The organism is Methanosarcina horonobensis HB-1 = JCM 15518 (assembly GCF_000970285.1).
GTDB classification, from domain to species: domain Archaea; phylum Halobacteriota; class Methanosarcinia; order Methanosarcinales; family Methanosarcinaceae; genus Methanosarcina; species Methanosarcina horonobensis.
This window is the reverse complement of the sequence record NZ_CP009516.1, coordinates 3,432,589-3,449,746: the sequence shown is the minus strand read 5'-3', so window position 1 is coordinate 3,449,746 and position 17,158 is coordinate 3,432,589. Positions and strand designations below refer to the sequence as shown.

The window sequence follows — 17,158 nt, the reverse complement described above, 5'->3', positions numbered from 1 at the left end:
TATCTGCCGGTTAAAGATCGTGATTTACCTTTAAAATTGACAGGTGAGCTGGTGAGCATCAACATAAACAGATATAAATGTGGATATTGTGGGGCCTGTGTGGGAGTTTGCCCTAAGGGAGCACTCGAACTTGTAGAAACCTGGATTGAAGTAGACGAAAGTGTCTGTATCGTGTGCGGGATCTGTGATCGCATCTGCCCTGTAGGAGCAATTGAGGTAATGAAATGAAGGACAGGTATGACGTTCTGGTTATAGGAGCCGGTCCTGCAGGTTCTATTGCTGCAAAAACAGCAGCTGAGAAAGGACTTGATGTACTTTTAATTGAAAAACGCCAGGAAATAGGTGATCCTGTACGCTGTGCCGAAGGCGTAAACAAAGAGTACCTTAAAAAACATGTAGAGATTGACAAGCAATGGATTTGCGCTGACCTTAAAGGCTCTTATATTTTCTCTCCGGACGGCACAAGGATAGAGATGGCTGAAGAAATCTCAGGAGGAGAGGTCGGATATGTGCTTGAGAGAAAGGTCTTTGACCGCGCCCTTGCGGAGCAGGCTGCCGCCGTCGGAGCTGAAGTCAGAGTCAAAACAAGAGCTACAGGTCTTATCATTGAAGATGACTTCGTAAAAGGAGCCAGACTCATGCATCTCGGGAAAGAGTATGAGGTGCGTGCCAGTATAGTAATAGGAGCTGACGGAGTCGAATCAAAGGTGGGCAGGTGGGCAGGAATCGATACAGCCCTGAAGCCCATAGATATTGAAACCTGTGCGCAGTACCTGATAGCAGGCGCGGACGTAAATCAGGAGTACTGCGAGTTCTACATAGGAAACGAGGTCGCACCCGGAGGCTATGTCTGGGTTTTTCCTAAAGGAGAAGGCAAAGCCAATGTGGGAATAGGAATTCTCGGAAGCAAGATGGGAAAATTCAAGCCGAGACCGGTAGATTATCTGAATGATTTCCTGCAAAAAAGATTTCCGGATGCTCGTATCGTTGAGATGGTTTTCGGAGGAGTCCCGGTGTCAGGCAGTATCGAGAAAACCTCAGCTAACGGGTTGATGCTAGTGGGAGACGCTGCACGTCAGTCAGACCCCATCACAGGCGGGGGGATTCTCAATGCCATGGATGCAGGTAAGCTGGCTGGAGAAGCTGCTTATGCAGCCATATCTGCAGGGGATGTCTCTCTTGGAAAGCTTGAAGAGGAATATGAGAAAAAATGGAGAGCTACGGTAGGGCATGAAATCGATATGAGCCTTATCGTAAAGAACTGCTTTATCAACCTTACTGACGCTGACCTTGACTCGCTTGCCCATTCATTAAAAGATGTGAAGTTCGAGAGAATGAGTCTACTTGATCTGCTCCAGGCTCTCTTCAAAGCCAATAAAAAACTGCTCTGGGACCTTCGTGTGCTTTTCAAGGATGCAGCAAAAGAAGTAATAAAGAATAGAACGTAATGCCTGTTTCTTCAGGCATCTTTTTTATTATATTTTTCATTCTGGACTTTCAATGGGAAATTTTTCCAAGTTTTCTAATTTACTTTTCCAGATTACCTGATTTTTTTGTGAAATCATTTGTTCCAGAACTCAGGTGTAAAGAGCACTATTACTGTGTAGACTTCAAGCCTTCCAATCCACATATTGGCAATCAGAATTAATTTTCCGAGAGGAGGGATGGGATCAAATGTACCCATCGGGCCGACCACATTAAGGCCTGGACCTATGTTCCCGATAGTAGCTATGGAGGCAGTAATTGAAGTTATGATGTCCATACCCAGTACAGAGAGGATAAGGGCACTCGATATGAAAACAAGAAGATAGATCACCACAAAAGAAAAAATAGAGTTTATAACCTCATCTGGCACGTTTTTATTGTTGAATTTTACACTTTTTACGGCTCTCGGATGAAGGGATTTGAAAAGTTCTATTCTCCCGTGCCTGAGGAGCATAAGGACGCGCACAACCTTAATGCCTCCGCCTGTAGAGCCTGCACAACCGCCGACAAACATAACAAGCAGAAGCACCATTTTTGCTGACTCTGACCAGAGATTAAAGTCGGTTGTGGCAAACCCGGTTGTGGTCATTATGGAGACTACCTGAAAGATCGAAAACCTGAAAGAATCAAAAATCCCTGTGTCAAGATCGCGATAGAGCAGGAGAGTCAAAAGCCCGGTAGCTGCAAGGGTGAGGGCTGTATAAAAGCGGAATTCATCGTCTTTGAGGAGGAAGTCTTTGTCAACATAAATCGCCCTGTAATGGAGGGCAAAGTTTGCACCCGAGACGAACATGAAAAAAACTATTATATATTCTACCAGAGGGCTGTTAAAGGCTTCAATGCTCAATCCATAAGGTGAGAAACCTCCGCAAGCCATTGTGGTAAAAGTATGGGTAACTGCATCGTATAGCGAGAGCCCTGCAAGCAGGAGGGCAACAACCTCCGCAAAGGAGATTACAAAATAAACCATCCACAGAATTTTTGCTGTTTCCCTTATTCTTGGTTTTAACTTATCTTCAGTTGGACCCGGAGCTTCAGCCCTGAAAAGCTGGCGTCCTGCAACTCCCAGTTTTGGCAGGATAGCAATGAAAAGCACGATAATACCCATACCGCCAAGCCACTGCATCATGGACCGCCAGAAGAGAATGCCTTTTGGATGGCTTTCTATATCAGTCAGAATTGTCGAGCCTGTGGTGGTAAAGGCTGACATGGATTCAAAAAGAGAATTGAGGGGAGAAATCCCGTCAAGCACGAAAGGAATTGCTCCGAAAACCGCTGCAGCAAGCCAGCCCAAGGCAACGATTGCAAAGCCTTCTTTGCGCATCCAGTCTTCATCGGTTTTATAGGAAAGCAGGATTAAGCCGGTAAGGACGGTTATTACTATGGATACAAGAAAAGGTGTCAGACTTTCCCCGTAATAGTACGAAACTCCGAGAGGAATAACCATCAGTATCCCGAGAAGCCTGAGTAAACCGCCAAGAACATAAAAAACAATCTTAATATTCACGCTGACCCTCTGTTTTTGAAACTTATGAGTTTTTAATGCACTCATAACTATTCATATTTATTCTTTATTTAAACAGCTTCTCAACAGGTCGGACAGCTGAAGAAAGAGCAAAAACAATAACTTTGTCTCCTTCCCTAATGACAAACTCCCCTCTGGGAATAATAACTTCATCATTATGTACCACCATTGTAACTATTGCACCTTTAGGAAACTTAACCTTGCTGAGCGGTTTTCCTACGATTTTTGACTGCCCTGATGCAATATACTCGATAATTTCCGCTTTTTCTCCCTCAAGCGTTGCAAGGGCTTCTATACCTTTTCCCATAGTAAGCTTGAGGACTTCATTTACGGTTGCTTCTCTCGGGCTTACTGCAACGTCAATTCCCACCATCTCGAAAAGGGGCACATAGTCCGAACGGTCAGCTCTTGCAATTACTTTTTTGGCGCCCATTTGCTTTGCCAGAAGTGAGCAGAGAAGGTTTTTTTCGTCGCTGTCCGTAACTGCAATAACAACATCCATATCCTCAATGTCTTCTTCCCTGAGAAGGCTGACATCAGTACCGTCTCCGTTGAGTATAAGGGCGTTTTCCAGTATTTCAGCCACTTCTATACAGCGGCTTTTCCTATATTCAATAATCTTGAGATCTGCGTTCTCATCTTTATCTATAATTTTGGCAAGATAAAAGCCCACAATTCCGCAGCCAATAAGGAGAATTCTATTTCTGTGAGGCTCTTTGTTCCCGAAAACAACTTCAAGGTCTTCCATACCTTTTGGCTTGCCCACAACTACTACGTGGTCGTTTGCCTTGATCAAATCATCTCCGTGAGGGATGATTATTTCGTTTTCTCGGAAAATCGCACTGACAATGCAGCAGTCATCAAGCTTGAGATCATACATATGCTTTCCCACAAGCCTGTTGTCAGGACGGATTGCAAACTCTATCATCTGGACCTTGCCCCCGGCAAACATCTCCGCATCTATTGCAGAGGGGTTTGAAAGTACCTCGGCAACTTCCGAGGCGAGAGCGAGCTCAGGGCATATCATAATATCCACACCTACCTGAGCTCTGGAAGTAACAGGCACATCGATGTAGTCAGGGTTGCTGACTCTTGCTATGGTTTTTGTATCTTTCCAGCCATGAGATCTTATAATAAGTTTTGCAGTCATACAGGCGACGATATTAACTTCATCAACTCCGGTGACCGCAACGAGAATATCCGTACTCGGAAGAATACTTGCGAGGATATCGGCATTTGCGCCATTCCCTTCCATAACCTGAATATCCAGCTCATCAGCCCGTCTCAGTGCGTCCTCATCTTTTTCGATGACAATTACATCATGTGTTAAGGAAAGAAATTTTGCGATATGAAATCCTACTTGGCCTGCCCCTATAATTACTGCTTTCATAAGATTTCCTCGAAAAAAGACTATCTCCAGATAGATTACTCTGCTTGCTTAAGTAGTCTTTGGAAAAAAGAAGACGTAAATAGGAGGATTTCTAAGAAATAGTGGAATGTAGAAATATTTACTTATTCCTAAATCTTTCACCAAACCGGATAGTTCAGGTACATGGTTTGAAACTATTACATTTTCATAACCTTTACTTATTGCTCTTTCTAAACAAGGAATTGTATCATCGTAAAGATGCCATTTTGTAATATCTAAGTATTTTCATTTTTATTTGACTTGCAATTTCAGTTGATAATGTTTCATTAACCTCAATTTCATGTATTATTTCTGAAAAGTGCAATTTGTTTCCATAACTTGGCAGGAAAATACATCTGCATAATAATCATAGTTGATAAAAACGTCACAGTAAATCCTGAAAGTTTCAAAGAATCTTGTGTTTGTATACTTTGTATAAGCAGATAAAATTGGTATAATTGACATTTCTTTAGGGTTCTTTATGGTGTTTTCATGTTCCCTGATTCAAAGAATGCGATAATTGAAATATTTTTTTCGACTTCCAAGTAGCTGAAGCCATGGAGAAAATTCCTTTCAGGAGTGCCAGAAATCACTCGTAAAGAGAACCAGTACAGTATATACTTCAAGCCTGCCGACCCACATGTTGTTTATCAGGATAATTTTTCCCAGGGCAGGAAGCCCTTCAAAGTTTGCCACAGGCCCGACGAGATTAAATCCAGGCCCTATATTTCCGAGAGTCGCGATCGAAGCGGTAATAGAACTGATCATATCGACCCCAAGCAAGGTCAGAAGCATTGCACTGAAGATAAAAACTGATATGTAAATCACAACAAAAGAGAGTATGGACTGTAAAATATCATCCGGTACTGCTTTATTGTTGAATCTGATAGGTCTGACAAGTCTTGGATGAATAAACTTAAACAGTTCTCTTCTCGCATACTTTAACGTGAGCAGAAAACGCACAACCTTCATGCCTCCACCCGTAGAACCTGCACAGCCTCCGATAAACATGACTGCAAGAATCAGAATCTTTGCCGAATCTTTCCACAGATTAAAATCAGTTGAAGCAAAGCCCGTAGCTGTCATTATGGAAGTAATCTGGAATATAGCATAGCGGAAAGAATTGAAAAGAGAAAATTCCATGTCCTTGTACAGAACCAGAGTAAGCAAGCCTGTAAAGCCCAGAAGAATAGAAGTATAGACCCTGAATTCCTCGTCTTTAAGAATAAAGTTCTTATCAATAAAAATCGCCCTATAATAGAGAGCAAAGTTCGCTCCGGCTGCAAACATGAAAAACGTGAGAATAAACTCGATAAGAGGGCTGTTAAAAGCTTCGATTCCGGCCCCGTACGGAGAAAAACCTCCGCAAGCCATACCGGCAAAAGTATGCGTAAGGGCATCGTAAAGTGACATCCCTGCAAGCATAAGAGCCACAACTTCAATAGCAGAAATCAGGATATAAAGTGCCCACAGGATTTTTGCCGTATCTTTTATCCGGGGTTTGAGCTTATCTTCGGTAGGGCCCGGAGCTTCTGCTCGGAAAAGCTGACGGCCGGCAACTCCCAGTTTGGGCAGGATGGCAATGAAAAGTACGATAATTCCCATGCCTCCAAGCCACTGGGTAAAAGACCGCCAGAAAAGAAGACTTCTAGAATAACTTTCTATATCCACAAGAATTGTCGAACCTGTTGAAGTAAAACCGGACATTGTTTCAAACACGGCGTCAATGAAGGACACTCCTTCGAAAAGGAAAGGAATCCCGCCAAAGATAGCCGCTGCAAGCCATGTCAGAGCCACAATGGCAAGAGCTTCTTTCTGCTGCCATTCGGCACGACCTTTGATACGTGTAAGGAGTAAACCCGCAAGGAGAGTTACGAGAATAGAAACAATAAAAGGCTTCAGAGGCTCCTGATAGTATAGAGCCACTAAAAGGGGAACAAGCATTGTAAAAGCTAGAAGTATTAGAATTTTCCCCAATGCATTAAAAACAGCTTTATTATCTATAAAAATCACTCCTATCTCGTAAAATTTACCTGAAATATTTTTCTACTTCAGAAACAGCTGAAGCCATTGAAAAAATAACTACACGGTCTCCGTTATTAATTACGAAGTCCCCTCTTGGAATTATAGTTTCTTTTCCGCGCACGACCATGTTGATAAGAGATCCTTTCGGGAACTTTACTTTGTTTAAAGGCTTGCCTACAATTTTTGATCTCTCGGAAGCTGTGTATTCTATGATTTCGGCTTTTTCGCCTTCGATAGTTGTGAGTGTCTGTATACCTTTTCCCATGGTAAGTTTGAGGACCTCATTTACGGTCGCTTCCCTGGGACTTACAGCCATGTCTATCCCGACCATTTCAAAAAGAGGCAGATAGTCCGAGCGGTCAGCCCTTGCAATCACTTTTTTGGCTCCGAGCTGCTTTGCAAGCAGAGCACAGAGGAGGTTCTTTTCGTCGCTGTCCGTAACCGCAACAACAACGTCCATGTCCTCAATATTTTCTTCTCTGAGAAGGCTGACATCAGTGCCGTCCCCGTTGAGCACAAGTGCATTTTCCAGAGCCTCAGCCACTTCTATGCAGCGCCCCTTTCTGTGTTCAATAATTCTCAGGTCAGCGTTGTTCTCTCTGTCGATCAGCTTTGCCAGATAAAAACCTACGATCCCGCAGCCGATAAGAAGAATTCTTGTTCTGTGGGGCACCTGGCTTCCGAAAACGTTCTCCAGATTTTCCATAGCTTCCGGCTTACCCACAACTACCATGTGGTCGTTTGCTTTGATTAAGTCGTCTCCGTGAGGAATTATTATCTCATCTTCTCTGAAAACCGCACTGACAATGCAGCAGTCAGCAAGCCTGAGGTCCTGCATATGCTTTCCTACGAGTTTGCTTTCGGGACTTATTGCAAACTCAGTCATTCTTACTTTTCCTTCGGCAAACATTTCCGCATCTATTGCTGAGGGGCTTGAGAGTATATCAGCAACTTCCGAGGCCAGTGCAAGTTCAGGACAGATCATAAGATCAACACCGACCTGAGCCCTTGATGTAACCGGGGAATCTATGTAATCGGGATTACTGACCCTTGCTATGGTTTTTGTATCCTTCCAGCCGTTTTTGTTCTTTGTAATCAGCTTTGCAGTCATGCAGGCAACAATATTAACCTCATCAACGCCTGTGACAGCTACAAGAAGGTCAGCATTCTGCAGGACTTTTGAAAGGATTTCCGCATTTGCGCCGTTTCCTTCAATTACGAGCACGTCAAGTTCGTCTGCCCTTTTTGATGCTTCCTCATCTTTCTCTATAATTACCACATCGTTTTTAGGAGAGAGTGCTTTTGCAATATGATAGCCTACTTCCCCTGCACCAATAATTACAGCCTTCATAGAACACCTTCAAAAAAACTGTTTTTAATGAATCTACCACTGAGGAAATAATTGAACAAGAAATCATGATTATAGGAATGGTAAGTATAAAACCAATTGAAGTAAAAAGAACCAGAACCAGAATAACCGGTGTGAAAACAATTAAAGTCAAAGTAAGTATGTTTAAAGTAAATAACGCTAAAACAAACATAAAGAAGATATCGGACATAGCACTAAAGTTTAAAGTGATGCCTGATATATGATAAATTGAAGCACGATAAATTGAAGCAAAGTTTCTCAGCGTGTTGACCATCTCTGGAAATTAAACTTTTTGCAAACCAGAATTTCTTAAATCTATGCTTTTACGAAATAACTATGGTTCCTAGACATAGAATTAAACAGGTGTATATAAATGTTTTTCAAGCTCCCGGTCCAGGAAAGAATCTAAATAAAAAACAATCCTTTAAGAAGAATTATAATCAAAAAAGGTTAAAAAAGAAAAAGAAGTAGAAATCTGAGAAATACCAGATTAATGGGTAAATATGAGCCAGAGATATTATTTTCAACTCTCAAAGGCATCTTTTACCTTTTCGAAAAGTCCCTTGCTTTTCTTGGATTTCTCGCTTTTTTGCTTTTCAGCTTTGCCCCTTTCCTCTGCTTCGGATTTTTTTCCGTTGCTCAGGTATTCGAACTGGCGAAGGAGTTCTTTCTGTTCCTGGGTAAGCTTAGTAGGGGTCTTGACTATTACCCTTACGAGCTGGTCCCCTTTGCCGTGCCCGTGCAGGCGCTGTATACCTTTATCTTTGAGCCTGAATACGGAATGGGTCTGAGTCCCTGAAGGGATGTTCATTTTGACCTGGCCATAGAGGGTATCAACCATAACATCCGCTCCGAGTGCAGCCTGGGTGAAGGATATTGACAGTTCGGAGATCACATCGTAATCGACCCGCTTGAAATATTTATGTTCCATTACATGGATAATAATGTAAAGGTCTCCGGAAGGTGCTCCCGGTTCTCCTGCATCTCCTTCTCCGCTGAGCCTGAGGGTCATACCAGAGTCTGCTCCTGCAGGTACGTTGATTGATATCGTTCTCCTGCTCCTGACTCTGCCTGCTCCGCTGCAGACCGGACACGGGGTCTCAATTATCTGGCCTCTGCCATGACAGGTACTGCAGGCTGTGGTGCTCACGAACTGCATTCCCAGAGTTGAGCGGGTAGTACGAATCTGTCCTGTGCCGCCACAGGTAGGACAGCGTTTCGGGCTTGTACCTTCTTTTGCTCCAGTGCCCGCACAGGCAGAACATCTTTCTGTCCTTGGAATATCGATATCCTTACGGACTCCGAAAGCAGCTTCTTCGAAGGTTACATAAAGGTCATACTGGAGGTCCGACCCTCTCCTGGGAGCCATGGGACCTCCTCTTCTGCCGCCTCCGAAAAACATTTCAAAAATGTCTCCGAACCCGCCAAAGTCCGCGCCCCGGAAAATGTCTTCTGCACTGTATTGATTATCGATTCCCGCATGTCCGAAGCGGTCGTACTGAGCCCTTTTCTCTGTATCTGAAAGAACGGCGTAAGCCTCGGATATTTCTTTGAATTTTTCTTCAGCCCCAGGCTCCTTATTCCTGTCAGGATGGTACTGCAGGGCAAGCTTCCGGTATGTCTTTTTTATATCCTCGACTGAAGCATCTTTGGATAATCCGAGAATTTCGTAATAGTCACGTGTGGTAGCCATCAGGATTCCCTGTTGTTTTAAAAAAATAAAGGAGACGGAACCTGTTCACAGGTTTCCGGTCAGGCCTGAGAATTCCCAGGCATATTTCTCTATCTAATTCTTCTTTACTTACTTACGCTTTTCGTCGTCAACTACTTCATAATCGGCGTCAACAACATTCTCATCAGGACCTCTTGCATCAGTGCCGCCTTCACCGCCTGCAGCAGCCTGTTGAGCAGCCTGCTGGGCTTTCTGGTACATGGCTGTTGAGATCGGGTACACGGCTTCCTGAAGGGCTTCGGTCTTTGCCTTAATGTCTTCTGCGTCCTTGCCTTCAAGGGCCTTCTTCAGGTCTTCAATTGCAGCATTGACTTTTGACTTCTGGTCTTCGGTGGCTACGTCTCCTGCTTCCTTAATAGTCTTTTCTGCGGCATTGATAAGAGCTTCGGCATTATTCCTGGTCTCGACTTCCTCTTTGCGCTTCCTGTCTTCTTCGGCATGGAGTTCCGCATCCTTGACCATGCGCTCGATTTCGGCGTCAGAAAGCCCGCCGGGTTTCTTAATGGAAATAGACTGCTCCTTGCCTGTACCCAGGTCCTTTGCATTCACGTGCAGAATCCCGTTTGCGTCAATGTCAAATGCGACCTCGATCTGCGGGATGCCTCTCGGAGCCGGGGGTATGCCGTCAAGAGTAAACCTTCCAAGGGTCTTGTTTTCGGAAGCGATTCCGCGCTCTCCCTGCAGGACGTGGATCTCGACTGAGGGCTGGTTGTCAGCAGCAGTTGAGAAGATCTGGCTCTTTTTGGTCGGAATGGTTGTGTTCCTCTGAATGAGCGGGGTTGCAATGCCTCCGAGGGTCTCAATACCAAGGGTAAGGGGAGTAACATCTAGCAGAAGGACGTCTTTTACCTCTCCGCCAAGGACTCCTGCCTGAATAGCTGCACCGATTGCAACTGCTTCATCAGGGTTAATGTTCTTGTAGGGTTTCTTGCCTGTGAAGTTTTCCACAAGTTCGACAACGGCAGGCATCCTTGTTGCGCCTCCGACAAGGATTACTTTGTCAAGATCATTTGGTGTAAGCTTTGCATCGCTGAGTGCACGGCGCATGGATACAAGGGTCTTTTCCAGGAGGTCTTCAGTCATCTTCTGGAACTGGGCTCTTGTCAGGTCGACATCCATGTGCTTTGGTTCCCCATCAGGACCGACTGTCAGGAAGGGGAGGTTGATGTTTGTGCTTGCAACTCCCGAAAGCTCGATTTTGGCTTTTTCGGCAGCATCTTTCAGGCGCTGGAGTACAGCTTTATCTTTGGAGAGATCGATTCCTTCGGTTTTCTTAAATTCTGCAAGAAGGTAATCCATAATCCGCTGGTCGAAGTCGTCGCCTCCGAGGTGGGTATCTCCGCTTGTGGACTTCACTTCAAAGACTCCGCCTCCGAGTTCCAGAATGGATACGTCAAAGGTTCCGCCTCCAAGATCGTAGACAAGGATCTTCTGGTCTACATCTCCTTTGTCAAGCCCGTAAGCAAGGGATGCGGCTGTGGGTTCGTTTATGATTCTCAGGACTTCAAGCCCTGCAATTGAGCCTGCATCTTTTGTAGCCTGCCTCTGTGCATCGTTGAAATAAGCAGGAACTGTAATGACAGCCTGTTTGAGTGTTTCTCCGAGATAAGCTTCCGCATCTGTTTTGAGCTTCTGGAGGATCATCGCAGAAATTTCCTGCGGGGTGTATGCTTTCCCGTTAAGCGTAACTTTGTAGTTGGCTTCCCCCATGTGCCTTTTTATTGAATAAACGGTGTTCTCCGGGTTTGAAATTGCCTGCCGCTTTGCGACCTGTCCCACGAGTTTCTCACCTTTCTTGGAGAACCCGACAACTGAAGGAGTTGTCCTGCTGCCTTCGGCATTCGGAATCACAACAGCTTCCCCGCCTTCCATCACTGCCACACATGAGTTGGTAGTACCAAGGTCAATACCCAGTATCTTTGCCATATTATATCCTCATAGTTAATTATCAATTAAATTATACTTAGATTATCTAATAGTTGTAAGTTAGATTAGACAGTTATGTTTCCGGTTAAATTGCTCAGTAAAGATAATTAATAAATTTACTTAATCTGACCAATTAGTTCTATTAATTGGTTAAATTATCCGGACTCAGTAAATTATTCAGTTTGGTTAATTTATTTAGCCTGAGAGGTTAGCAGATTATCTTTTATTAAATTACTAATTCAAGTTATTTAATAAAGTTCTTCTGTTACTTACAGGGTTACAGAGCTTTACTTTGCGTTTAAGAACTGAATGTAATCTTGAATTTTTAATCCAGGTCCGGGACTAAACGTAAACCTGGTTTAGACGTAAATTTATTTTTAAGTAACTGAAATTTATTTCTCTGCCTCTTCTGGGCTTCTTGCTACTGAAACCAGAGCGGGTCTGACAACCTTCTCGTTCAAAGCATATCCATGTTTGTAAACATCAACGATGGTGTTATCCGGAACTTCGGAGGTTTCTATATGCTGGATAGCTTCATGCCTGTGAGGATCGAACTCGCCTGCCTTTTCGCATTTTATCCTTTCAAGCCCGTACTTTTCCAGGATAGAGAAGAACTGCTTTGAAAGCTGCTCTATTCCGCTTACTATTGAGCCCATATCCTCTGCAGTCCTTGCAGATTTCAGAGCGCGGTCGAAATTATCGGTCACTTCAACAAAGTCAAGAAGTACCTGTTCAAGCGTAGCTTTCCGGTTTTCTTCCATCTGACGGGCGGTCCGTTTTCTGAAGTTATCAAAATCCGCTGCAAGCCGGAAAAGCTGGTCCTTTAGAAGTTCGTTTTCCTCCCTGCAAGCAGCCTCAGGGCTTTTTTCAGCCTCGGAACTTACAGGTTCGTTTTCAGGACTTACTGTTGTTTCACCGGCTTTTCCAGCCGAAGACTCAGAATTCCGGGCTTCGGAACTTTCAGCCTCTGTCTGGTTTTCTTCTTTGGAATTCATATTTTCCTTTTTACTGGACTTTTTCATTTATCAATCCCCATGAAATTATTCTAACGGTTTCGCTCGTCCTGATCTGTGATTGTTTGTAATTCTATAAATACTTTTCTATTGGATTAATAGTAGATCCTTTTTAGAAAGAAGAAAAAAAGGAAAGTCAGTAAAAGTGGTTCTCAAGTTTATAAGATAGTACTTTCAGCATTATGATTCCTGCAATCATGCAAGCAGCAACTGCCGAAATTACCTGTTCCCACCCAATAGCAGAAATTCCTCCGCCTAAAGCAAACTGAACGCCTCCCACGAGAGTGACAAACACGAAGGAAAGCCCGAAACCTGCAAACGTTCCTCCTATAAGGGAGCTTACAGTGTTAAGCCCCTGTTTCTCATAAAAGACCATTCCGCCGATAAACATCACGGCAAAGATCATGAGTACAAACGCCGAAGGCAGAGGACTCGATTTCGTAGAGAATATATCAAATAACCCTAGCCCCATATCAACCAGGAATATGCCCAGAAGAACCGCAATAGAAAGGGTTTTGACAAAAGGATTTTCAAACAAAGACTGGGAATTCGGATTTCTGCTGTTTATTTTACCAGCCACCATTAATTATTGTAATGTTTATTTTTTAAGCTATAAACTATATAAATTATATAAACCTTTACTTAAATCTCCTACTCGATTACTTAGCTTCCCTTTTTCCTTCATATTCATTCATATATTGATTTACCTGACTTTCTATTACCCTGTCTCTTCCTGCATAACTCTAAAAATTTCATAATGACGTTTGAGGACTTAATTTCATATCTTATAAATGCTCATCGCGCCCGTCTGGAGGCCCTCCAAAAAGAGAGGAAAAAAGATCTCTTTCATTCGTCGAGCGGGACAGGGATGATTCAGTATGGTGAATGATATTGGGTGGTTAGGAGTGTGTGTATGTAATTCTTCTGCGCTCAGCAAATTAATATTAATCCATAGTTTAGTCCTCTTGAGCCCCAGTTTACTCTATAACTTATAAATTAGTCCTCTTGAGCGAAGCGGAGCGAGCGAAAAGGACACCGTCCTCCCGAGACGGGACTCGGGCGAGACAAAAAATAATATAAAATGACCGGGTTTTTCTTTTCCGATGAAAATCCTGATTGCAGAATTCGCTGTAGGTACGGATATTGAAAAGTCCCTTATCCCTGAAGGGGCAGCTATGTTGAAAACGCTTGCCGAAAGCTTTGTCCGTGTAGGACATGAGGTGTATTATCCTGCTGCGGGAGTGGAAATAGGTGCAGGTACGGCATTGAGATCAACGGCTGAGAACTTCAGGCAGGTAATTGAACGGGAAGCAAAAAAGTGTGATGCCGGACTGCTTATTGCTCCCGACGGAATGCTTCCTGAACTGAACAGGATACTTGAAGAGAATACCGTAAACCTGGGGTGCTCTCCTGAATCTGCAGCATGCTGTGCAGACAAACTCCTGTGTACGGAAATCCTGAAAAAAGCGGGAATTAATGCTCCTGAGATTGCTGAAGAAGCCAAAGAGGGAAAAAAGTATGTTCTAAAGCCAAGGTTCGGGTGCGGGGCAGAGGCAACATATCTGGTTACAGAGTTCGAAAATTCCGGGGAATTCATCGCAAGCGAATATATCGAAGGGGAACATCTGAGCGTAAGCCTTATTGCAGGAAAAAAGCCGCTTCCACTTACTGTAAACCGCCAGTTCATCGAGTTTAATGAAAAAGAGGGAAGGGAAGGAAAAAATCCTGAGGAAACCGGGGTTTCGGGTATAAAATATAACGGCAGCCTTACCCCTTATCATACTTCCAGAAAAGACGAACTCTATGAGGCTGCAATCTCTACAGTAAAATGCCTTGATTGCTTCGGGTATGTAGGTGTGGATATTGTGCTTTCCGATCTTCCTTATGTCGTGGATGTAAATCCAAGACCCACAGCCTCAATATTCGGGGTCAGCAGGGTCATGAAGGAAGAAATAGGCGAACTTCTTCTTATGAACAGATTCGGAACACTCCCTGATTCCGTGCAGATCGAGGGGGAGTATCACTTCTCAAAAGATATGCTGGGAGAGCTTTTTGGGAAGAATTGAAGACCCGGGAAAACATGGAGAATGACAGGGGAATATATGGATAATTACATGTGTGATATTCGGAACCTGGAAAAAACACGGAAAGGAATTAAAATGTATTCAAAAATTATAGGGATTGACATTGGAGGGGCAAACACAAAACTTGCTTCCTCGGACGGAACTGTTGTGGAACTTCATTACCTGCCACTCTGGAAGAATACCAGGCTTCCGGAAGTTTTAAAAGAAATCTCGCAAAGGCTGAAACCTGAAAAAGTTGCTGTTGTAATGACTGGAGAACTTGCCGATTGCTTCGAAGACAAAGAGCAGGGCATCCTCTTCATAAAAGAAACTGTTGATTCTGCTTTCGGCCCTGAAAGAGTTTCATATATTAACAGCCAGGGAAGGTTCCAGAGCGAAACCGATTCCCTGAGAGAGCTTGCTGCCGCAAACTGGGCAGCCTCAGCCAGATTGATAGGAAAAGAGATCGGAGACTGTGTTTTTGTTGATGTCGGCAGTACCACAAGCGATATTATTCCGATTATATCAGGAGAACATAGAGCAGGCCTTACGGACTTCGAAAGACTGTTAAGGAGTGAACTTGTTTATGCAGGCACTCTCAGGACTAACCTTGCTGCACTTCTTGAAAAGGTAAAACTTGAAAAAGGCATTTGCAGAACATCCTCTGAACTCTTTGCAACGACAGCAGACGCTTATTTAATACTCGGAAAAATCAATGAAGACACGTACACCTGTGAAACTGCTGACGGCGCCGGCAGGAGCAGAATAGATTCCATGCGCAGGATTGCAAGGCTGGTCTGTGCAGACCTTTCAGAGGTAAGGGAGCAGGAGATATACGAGATTGCAGAGCAGGTAAATGAAAAACAGGTTTCTACCCTTGCTGAGTCTATTTCTGAAGTTGCAAAAAGGAATGGACTTAATAAGATTGCAGCAGCGGGCCTTGGAGAATTTCTGATAGCAGAAGCCGCAGAAAGGCTTGGATATGAATATGTTTCAGTTGCCGGGCACTGGGGAGAAGATATCTCAAAGGTCTTTCCGGCATATGCTGCCGCCCGCTTGCTGGAAGCCGAAACATTAAGAAACTGAGGCTGTAAAAACCTGTGTCCCGAAGGAGTAAGAACTGAACCGAAAGTTGCTATGGAAAAACTGCAACGGATATGAATTATAAATGAAGCCTATGATAGTGGTCATTAAAATAGGGGGAAGCCTGATCCGTGAAGCTCCGGAACTTGTGAACAGGCTCATAAATGAATTCGGATCAGGAAGCCAGGGTACTGCTCCGGATATAAAGCATCCCGAAAAAACATCCTTCTCCATACTTATAGTGCCTGGAGGAGGAATTTTCGCTGATGCCGTAAGAAGAGCTGATGAGAGCTTTGGTCTCGGAGACGATGCCGCTCACTGGATGGCTATACTTGGCATGGAACAATATGCCTTTTATCTGCAGGATAAAAGCCATGCAGCAGGAACGGATTCAATACAAGAATTGCCTCCCGGCGTTTCAATTCTTTTTCCCTACGGACTGCTGAAGGCAGAAGACCCTTTACCCCACTCATGGAAGGTAACATCGGACACGATTGCTGCCTGGGTAGCTAAGCAGACAGGAGCCTTATTTATTAAGGCCACGGATGTTGACGGGATATTCAGGGAAGGAAAACTGATTAGAGAAACTTTTACATCGGATTTATCTGAAAATTTTGAGAGCTGCATTGACCCTGCTCTGCCTGAATTTCTTCAGAAAAACAGAATGGAGTGCATAGTTATAAATGGAAAATTCCCAGAAAGGATAATTCAGGCGATGTACGGGAAGCCTGTGCCCTGTACGGCGGTAAAGGGGAATATTTAAATTGTATATCGTATATGACTAGGGAGAGAAGCAAACCGTGTCCAAAAAGCATCATTACATTCAGTTCATCAGATTTATTGATGTTAATAAAGGTGCCGAAAAAGCAGGATACTGAAGCTTAAGGAAGGTGCCTGATTCACCGGTTAATTCATTACAGTTCGCTATAAGGAATAATTAAGGAGAAGAAAAATGTCAGCAGAGAAAGTTGAATACTGTACCTCATGCGGGATCCGTCTTGTGGAGAAAGGCTATGTAAAGTTCCCCTGCCCCCAGTGCGGAGCAGAGATCGGAAGATGCACAAGCTGCAGGCAGCAGGGCAATGTATATACCTGTCCGAAGTGCGGATTCAAAGCTCCGTGATTTCGGATAGAGTGCCAGAAAATCCGCATACGTTGTAAGAACAGCTTGAAACTGGTAGAAGGATAATAGTATTAATCATAGAGAGGGATTGAAATGGGTGACGTCGCAGCAAAAATTAAGATTATGCCAGAAAGCGTTGAAACCGACCTTGCAGAATTGAAAGAGAAAATAAAAGCCGTAATTCCTGCAGGGGCAGACCTTCACGGAGATATTGTTGAGGAGCCTATCGCTTTTGGCTTGAAGGCTCTGATTGTAACATTAATCGTTAATGACGAAGAAGGCGGAACCGAACCTGCAGAAGAAGCCTTTGCAAAGGTTTCCGGCGTCGAGAACGTTCAGGTTCTGGAAGCCTACCGCATCTGAGAAGGAAAAAAGAGCCGGATAATATTTTCCGGAAAACTTTTTT

The 17,158-nt window shown here is 43.8% G+C and carries 16 protein-coding genes; 8 read left to right on the top strand and 8 right to left on the bottom strand.

The features are described from left to right. The first annotated feature begins 51 nt into the window (after window positions 1-51). Window positions 52-228: a 4Fe-4S binding protein gene (locus tag MSHOH_RS15120; RefSeq protein ID WP_048140861.1), complete on the top strand. Its 177-nt coding sequence runs from the start codon at window positions 52-54 to the stop codon at window positions 226-228. Further along, window positions 225-1,448 carry a digeranylgeranylglycerophospholipid reductase gene (locus tag MSHOH_RS15115; protein WP_048140859.1) on the top strand — a complete coding sequence of 408 codons (1,224 nt, stop codon included), beginning with the start codon at window positions 225-227 and terminating at the stop codon, window positions 1,446-1,448. Before MSHOH_RS15120 ends, MSHOH_RS15115 begins: the two co-directional genes overlap by 4 nt. Window positions 1,449-1,561: 113 nt before the next feature. Here the strand turns inward: MSHOH_RS15115 and MSHOH_RS15110 are convergent, their stop codons facing one another. The 4 genes from MSHOH_RS15110 to trkA (MSHOH_RS15095) form a co-directional block, all read right to left on the bottom strand. Further along, window positions 1,562-2,992: a TrkH family potassium uptake protein gene (locus MSHOH_RS15110; RefSeq protein WP_048140857.1), complete on the bottom strand. Its 1,431-nt coding sequence runs from the start codon at window positions 2,990-2,992 to the stop codon at window positions 1,562-1,564. Between the two features lie 64 nt (window positions 2,993-3,056). Beyond that, window positions 3,057-4,400: a Trk system potassium transporter TrkA gene (trkA, locus tag MSHOH_RS15105; RefSeq protein WP_048140855.1), complete on the bottom strand. Its 1,344-nt coding sequence runs from the start codon at window positions 4,398-4,400 to the stop codon at window positions 3,057-3,059. 591 nt (window positions 4,401-4,991) lie between these two features. After that, a complete protein-coding gene (locus MSHOH_RS15100) occupies window positions 4,992-6,422 on the bottom strand; it encodes a TrkH family potassium uptake protein (RefSeq protein ID WP_048143534.1) in 1,431 nt (476 codons plus the stop codon). Window positions 6,423-6,447: 25 nt separating this feature from the next. Further along, window positions 6,448-7,794 (bottom strand): Trk system potassium transporter TrkA, encoded by a 1,347-nt coding sequence (gene trkA, locus MSHOH_RS15095; protein WP_048140853.1) that lies wholly within the window; start codon window positions 7,792-7,794, stop codon window positions 6,448-6,450. Window positions 7,795-7,859: 65 nt separating this feature from the next. Between trkA (MSHOH_RS15095) and MSHOH_RS24390 the strand changes: the two genes are divergently transcribed. Then, window positions 7,860-8,036, top strand: a complete 177-nt coding sequence (locus MSHOH_RS24390) for a hypothetical protein (RefSeq protein ID WP_162197645.1) — start codon at window positions 7,860-7,862, stop codon at window positions 8,034-8,036. Window positions 8,037-8,335: 299 nt separating this feature from the next. On the opposite strand, the gene dnaJ is transcribed toward MSHOH_RS24390, so the two are convergent. The 4 genes from dnaJ to MSHOH_RS15075 all read right to left on the bottom strand — a co-directional run bounded on the left by dnaJ (window position 8,336) and on the right by MSHOH_RS15075 (window position 13,021). After that, window positions 8,336-9,505 (bottom strand): molecular chaperone DnaJ, encoded by a 1,170-nt coding sequence (gene dnaJ, locus MSHOH_RS15090; RefSeq protein ID WP_048140851.1) that lies wholly within the window; start codon window positions 9,503-9,505, stop codon window positions 8,336-8,338. A gap of 108 nt (window positions 9,506-9,613) precedes the next feature. Beyond that, window positions 9,614-11,470: a molecular chaperone DnaK gene (gene dnaK, locus MSHOH_RS15085; protein WP_048140850.1), complete on the bottom strand. Its 1,857-nt coding sequence runs from the start codon at window positions 11,468-11,470 to the stop codon at window positions 9,614-9,616. A 392-nt stretch (window positions 11,471-11,862) separates the two neighbouring features. Next, window positions 11,863-12,492 (bottom strand): nucleotide exchange factor GrpE, encoded by a 630-nt coding sequence (grpE, locus tag MSHOH_RS15080; RefSeq protein ID WP_048140848.1) that lies wholly within the window; start codon window positions 12,490-12,492, stop codon window positions 11,863-11,865. A 127-nt stretch (window positions 12,493-12,619) separates the two neighbouring features. Further along, a complete protein-coding gene (locus MSHOH_RS15075; protein ID WP_052730883.1) occupies window positions 12,620-13,021 on the bottom strand; it encodes a hypothetical protein in 402 nt (133 codons plus the stop codon). Window positions 13,022-13,586: 565 nt separating this feature from the next. Between MSHOH_RS15075 and MSHOH_RS15070 the strand changes: the two genes are divergently transcribed. The 5 genes from MSHOH_RS15070 (at window position 13,587) to MSHOH_RS15050 (ending at window position 17,115) form a co-directional block, all read left to right on the top strand. Then, on the top strand, window positions 13,587-14,549 hold the full coding sequence (locus MSHOH_RS15070) for an ATP-grasp domain-containing protein (protein WP_048140843.1): 963 nt from the start codon (window positions 13,587-13,589) through the stop codon (window positions 14,547-14,549). A gap of 93 nt (window positions 14,550-14,642) precedes the next feature. After that, the gene (locus MSHOH_RS15065) at window positions 14,643-15,632 is read left to right on the top strand and encodes a hydantoinase/oxoprolinase family protein (RefSeq protein ID WP_048143533.1); all 990 of its coding nucleotides are present in this window, start codon (window positions 14,643-14,645) and stop codon (window positions 15,630-15,632) included. Window positions 15,633-15,723: 91 nt separating this feature from the next. Further along, window positions 15,724-16,392, top strand: coding sequence for an amino acid kinase family protein (locus MSHOH_RS15060; protein WP_048143532.1), 669 nt, complete (start codon window positions 15,724-15,726; stop codon window positions 16,390-16,392). A 189-nt stretch (window positions 16,393-16,581) separates the two neighbouring features. Further along, entirely contained in the window at window positions 16,582-16,752 is a 171-nt protein-coding gene (locus tag MSHOH_RS15055) for a zinc finger domain-containing protein (protein WP_048140841.1), read from the top strand. Between the two features lie 93 nt (window positions 16,753-16,845). Beyond that, window positions 16,846-17,115, top strand: a complete 270-nt coding sequence (locus MSHOH_RS15050) for an elongation factor 1-beta (RefSeq protein ID WP_048140839.1) — start codon at window positions 16,846-16,848, stop codon at window positions 17,113-17,115. Window positions 17,116-17,158 lie beyond the last annotated feature (43 nt).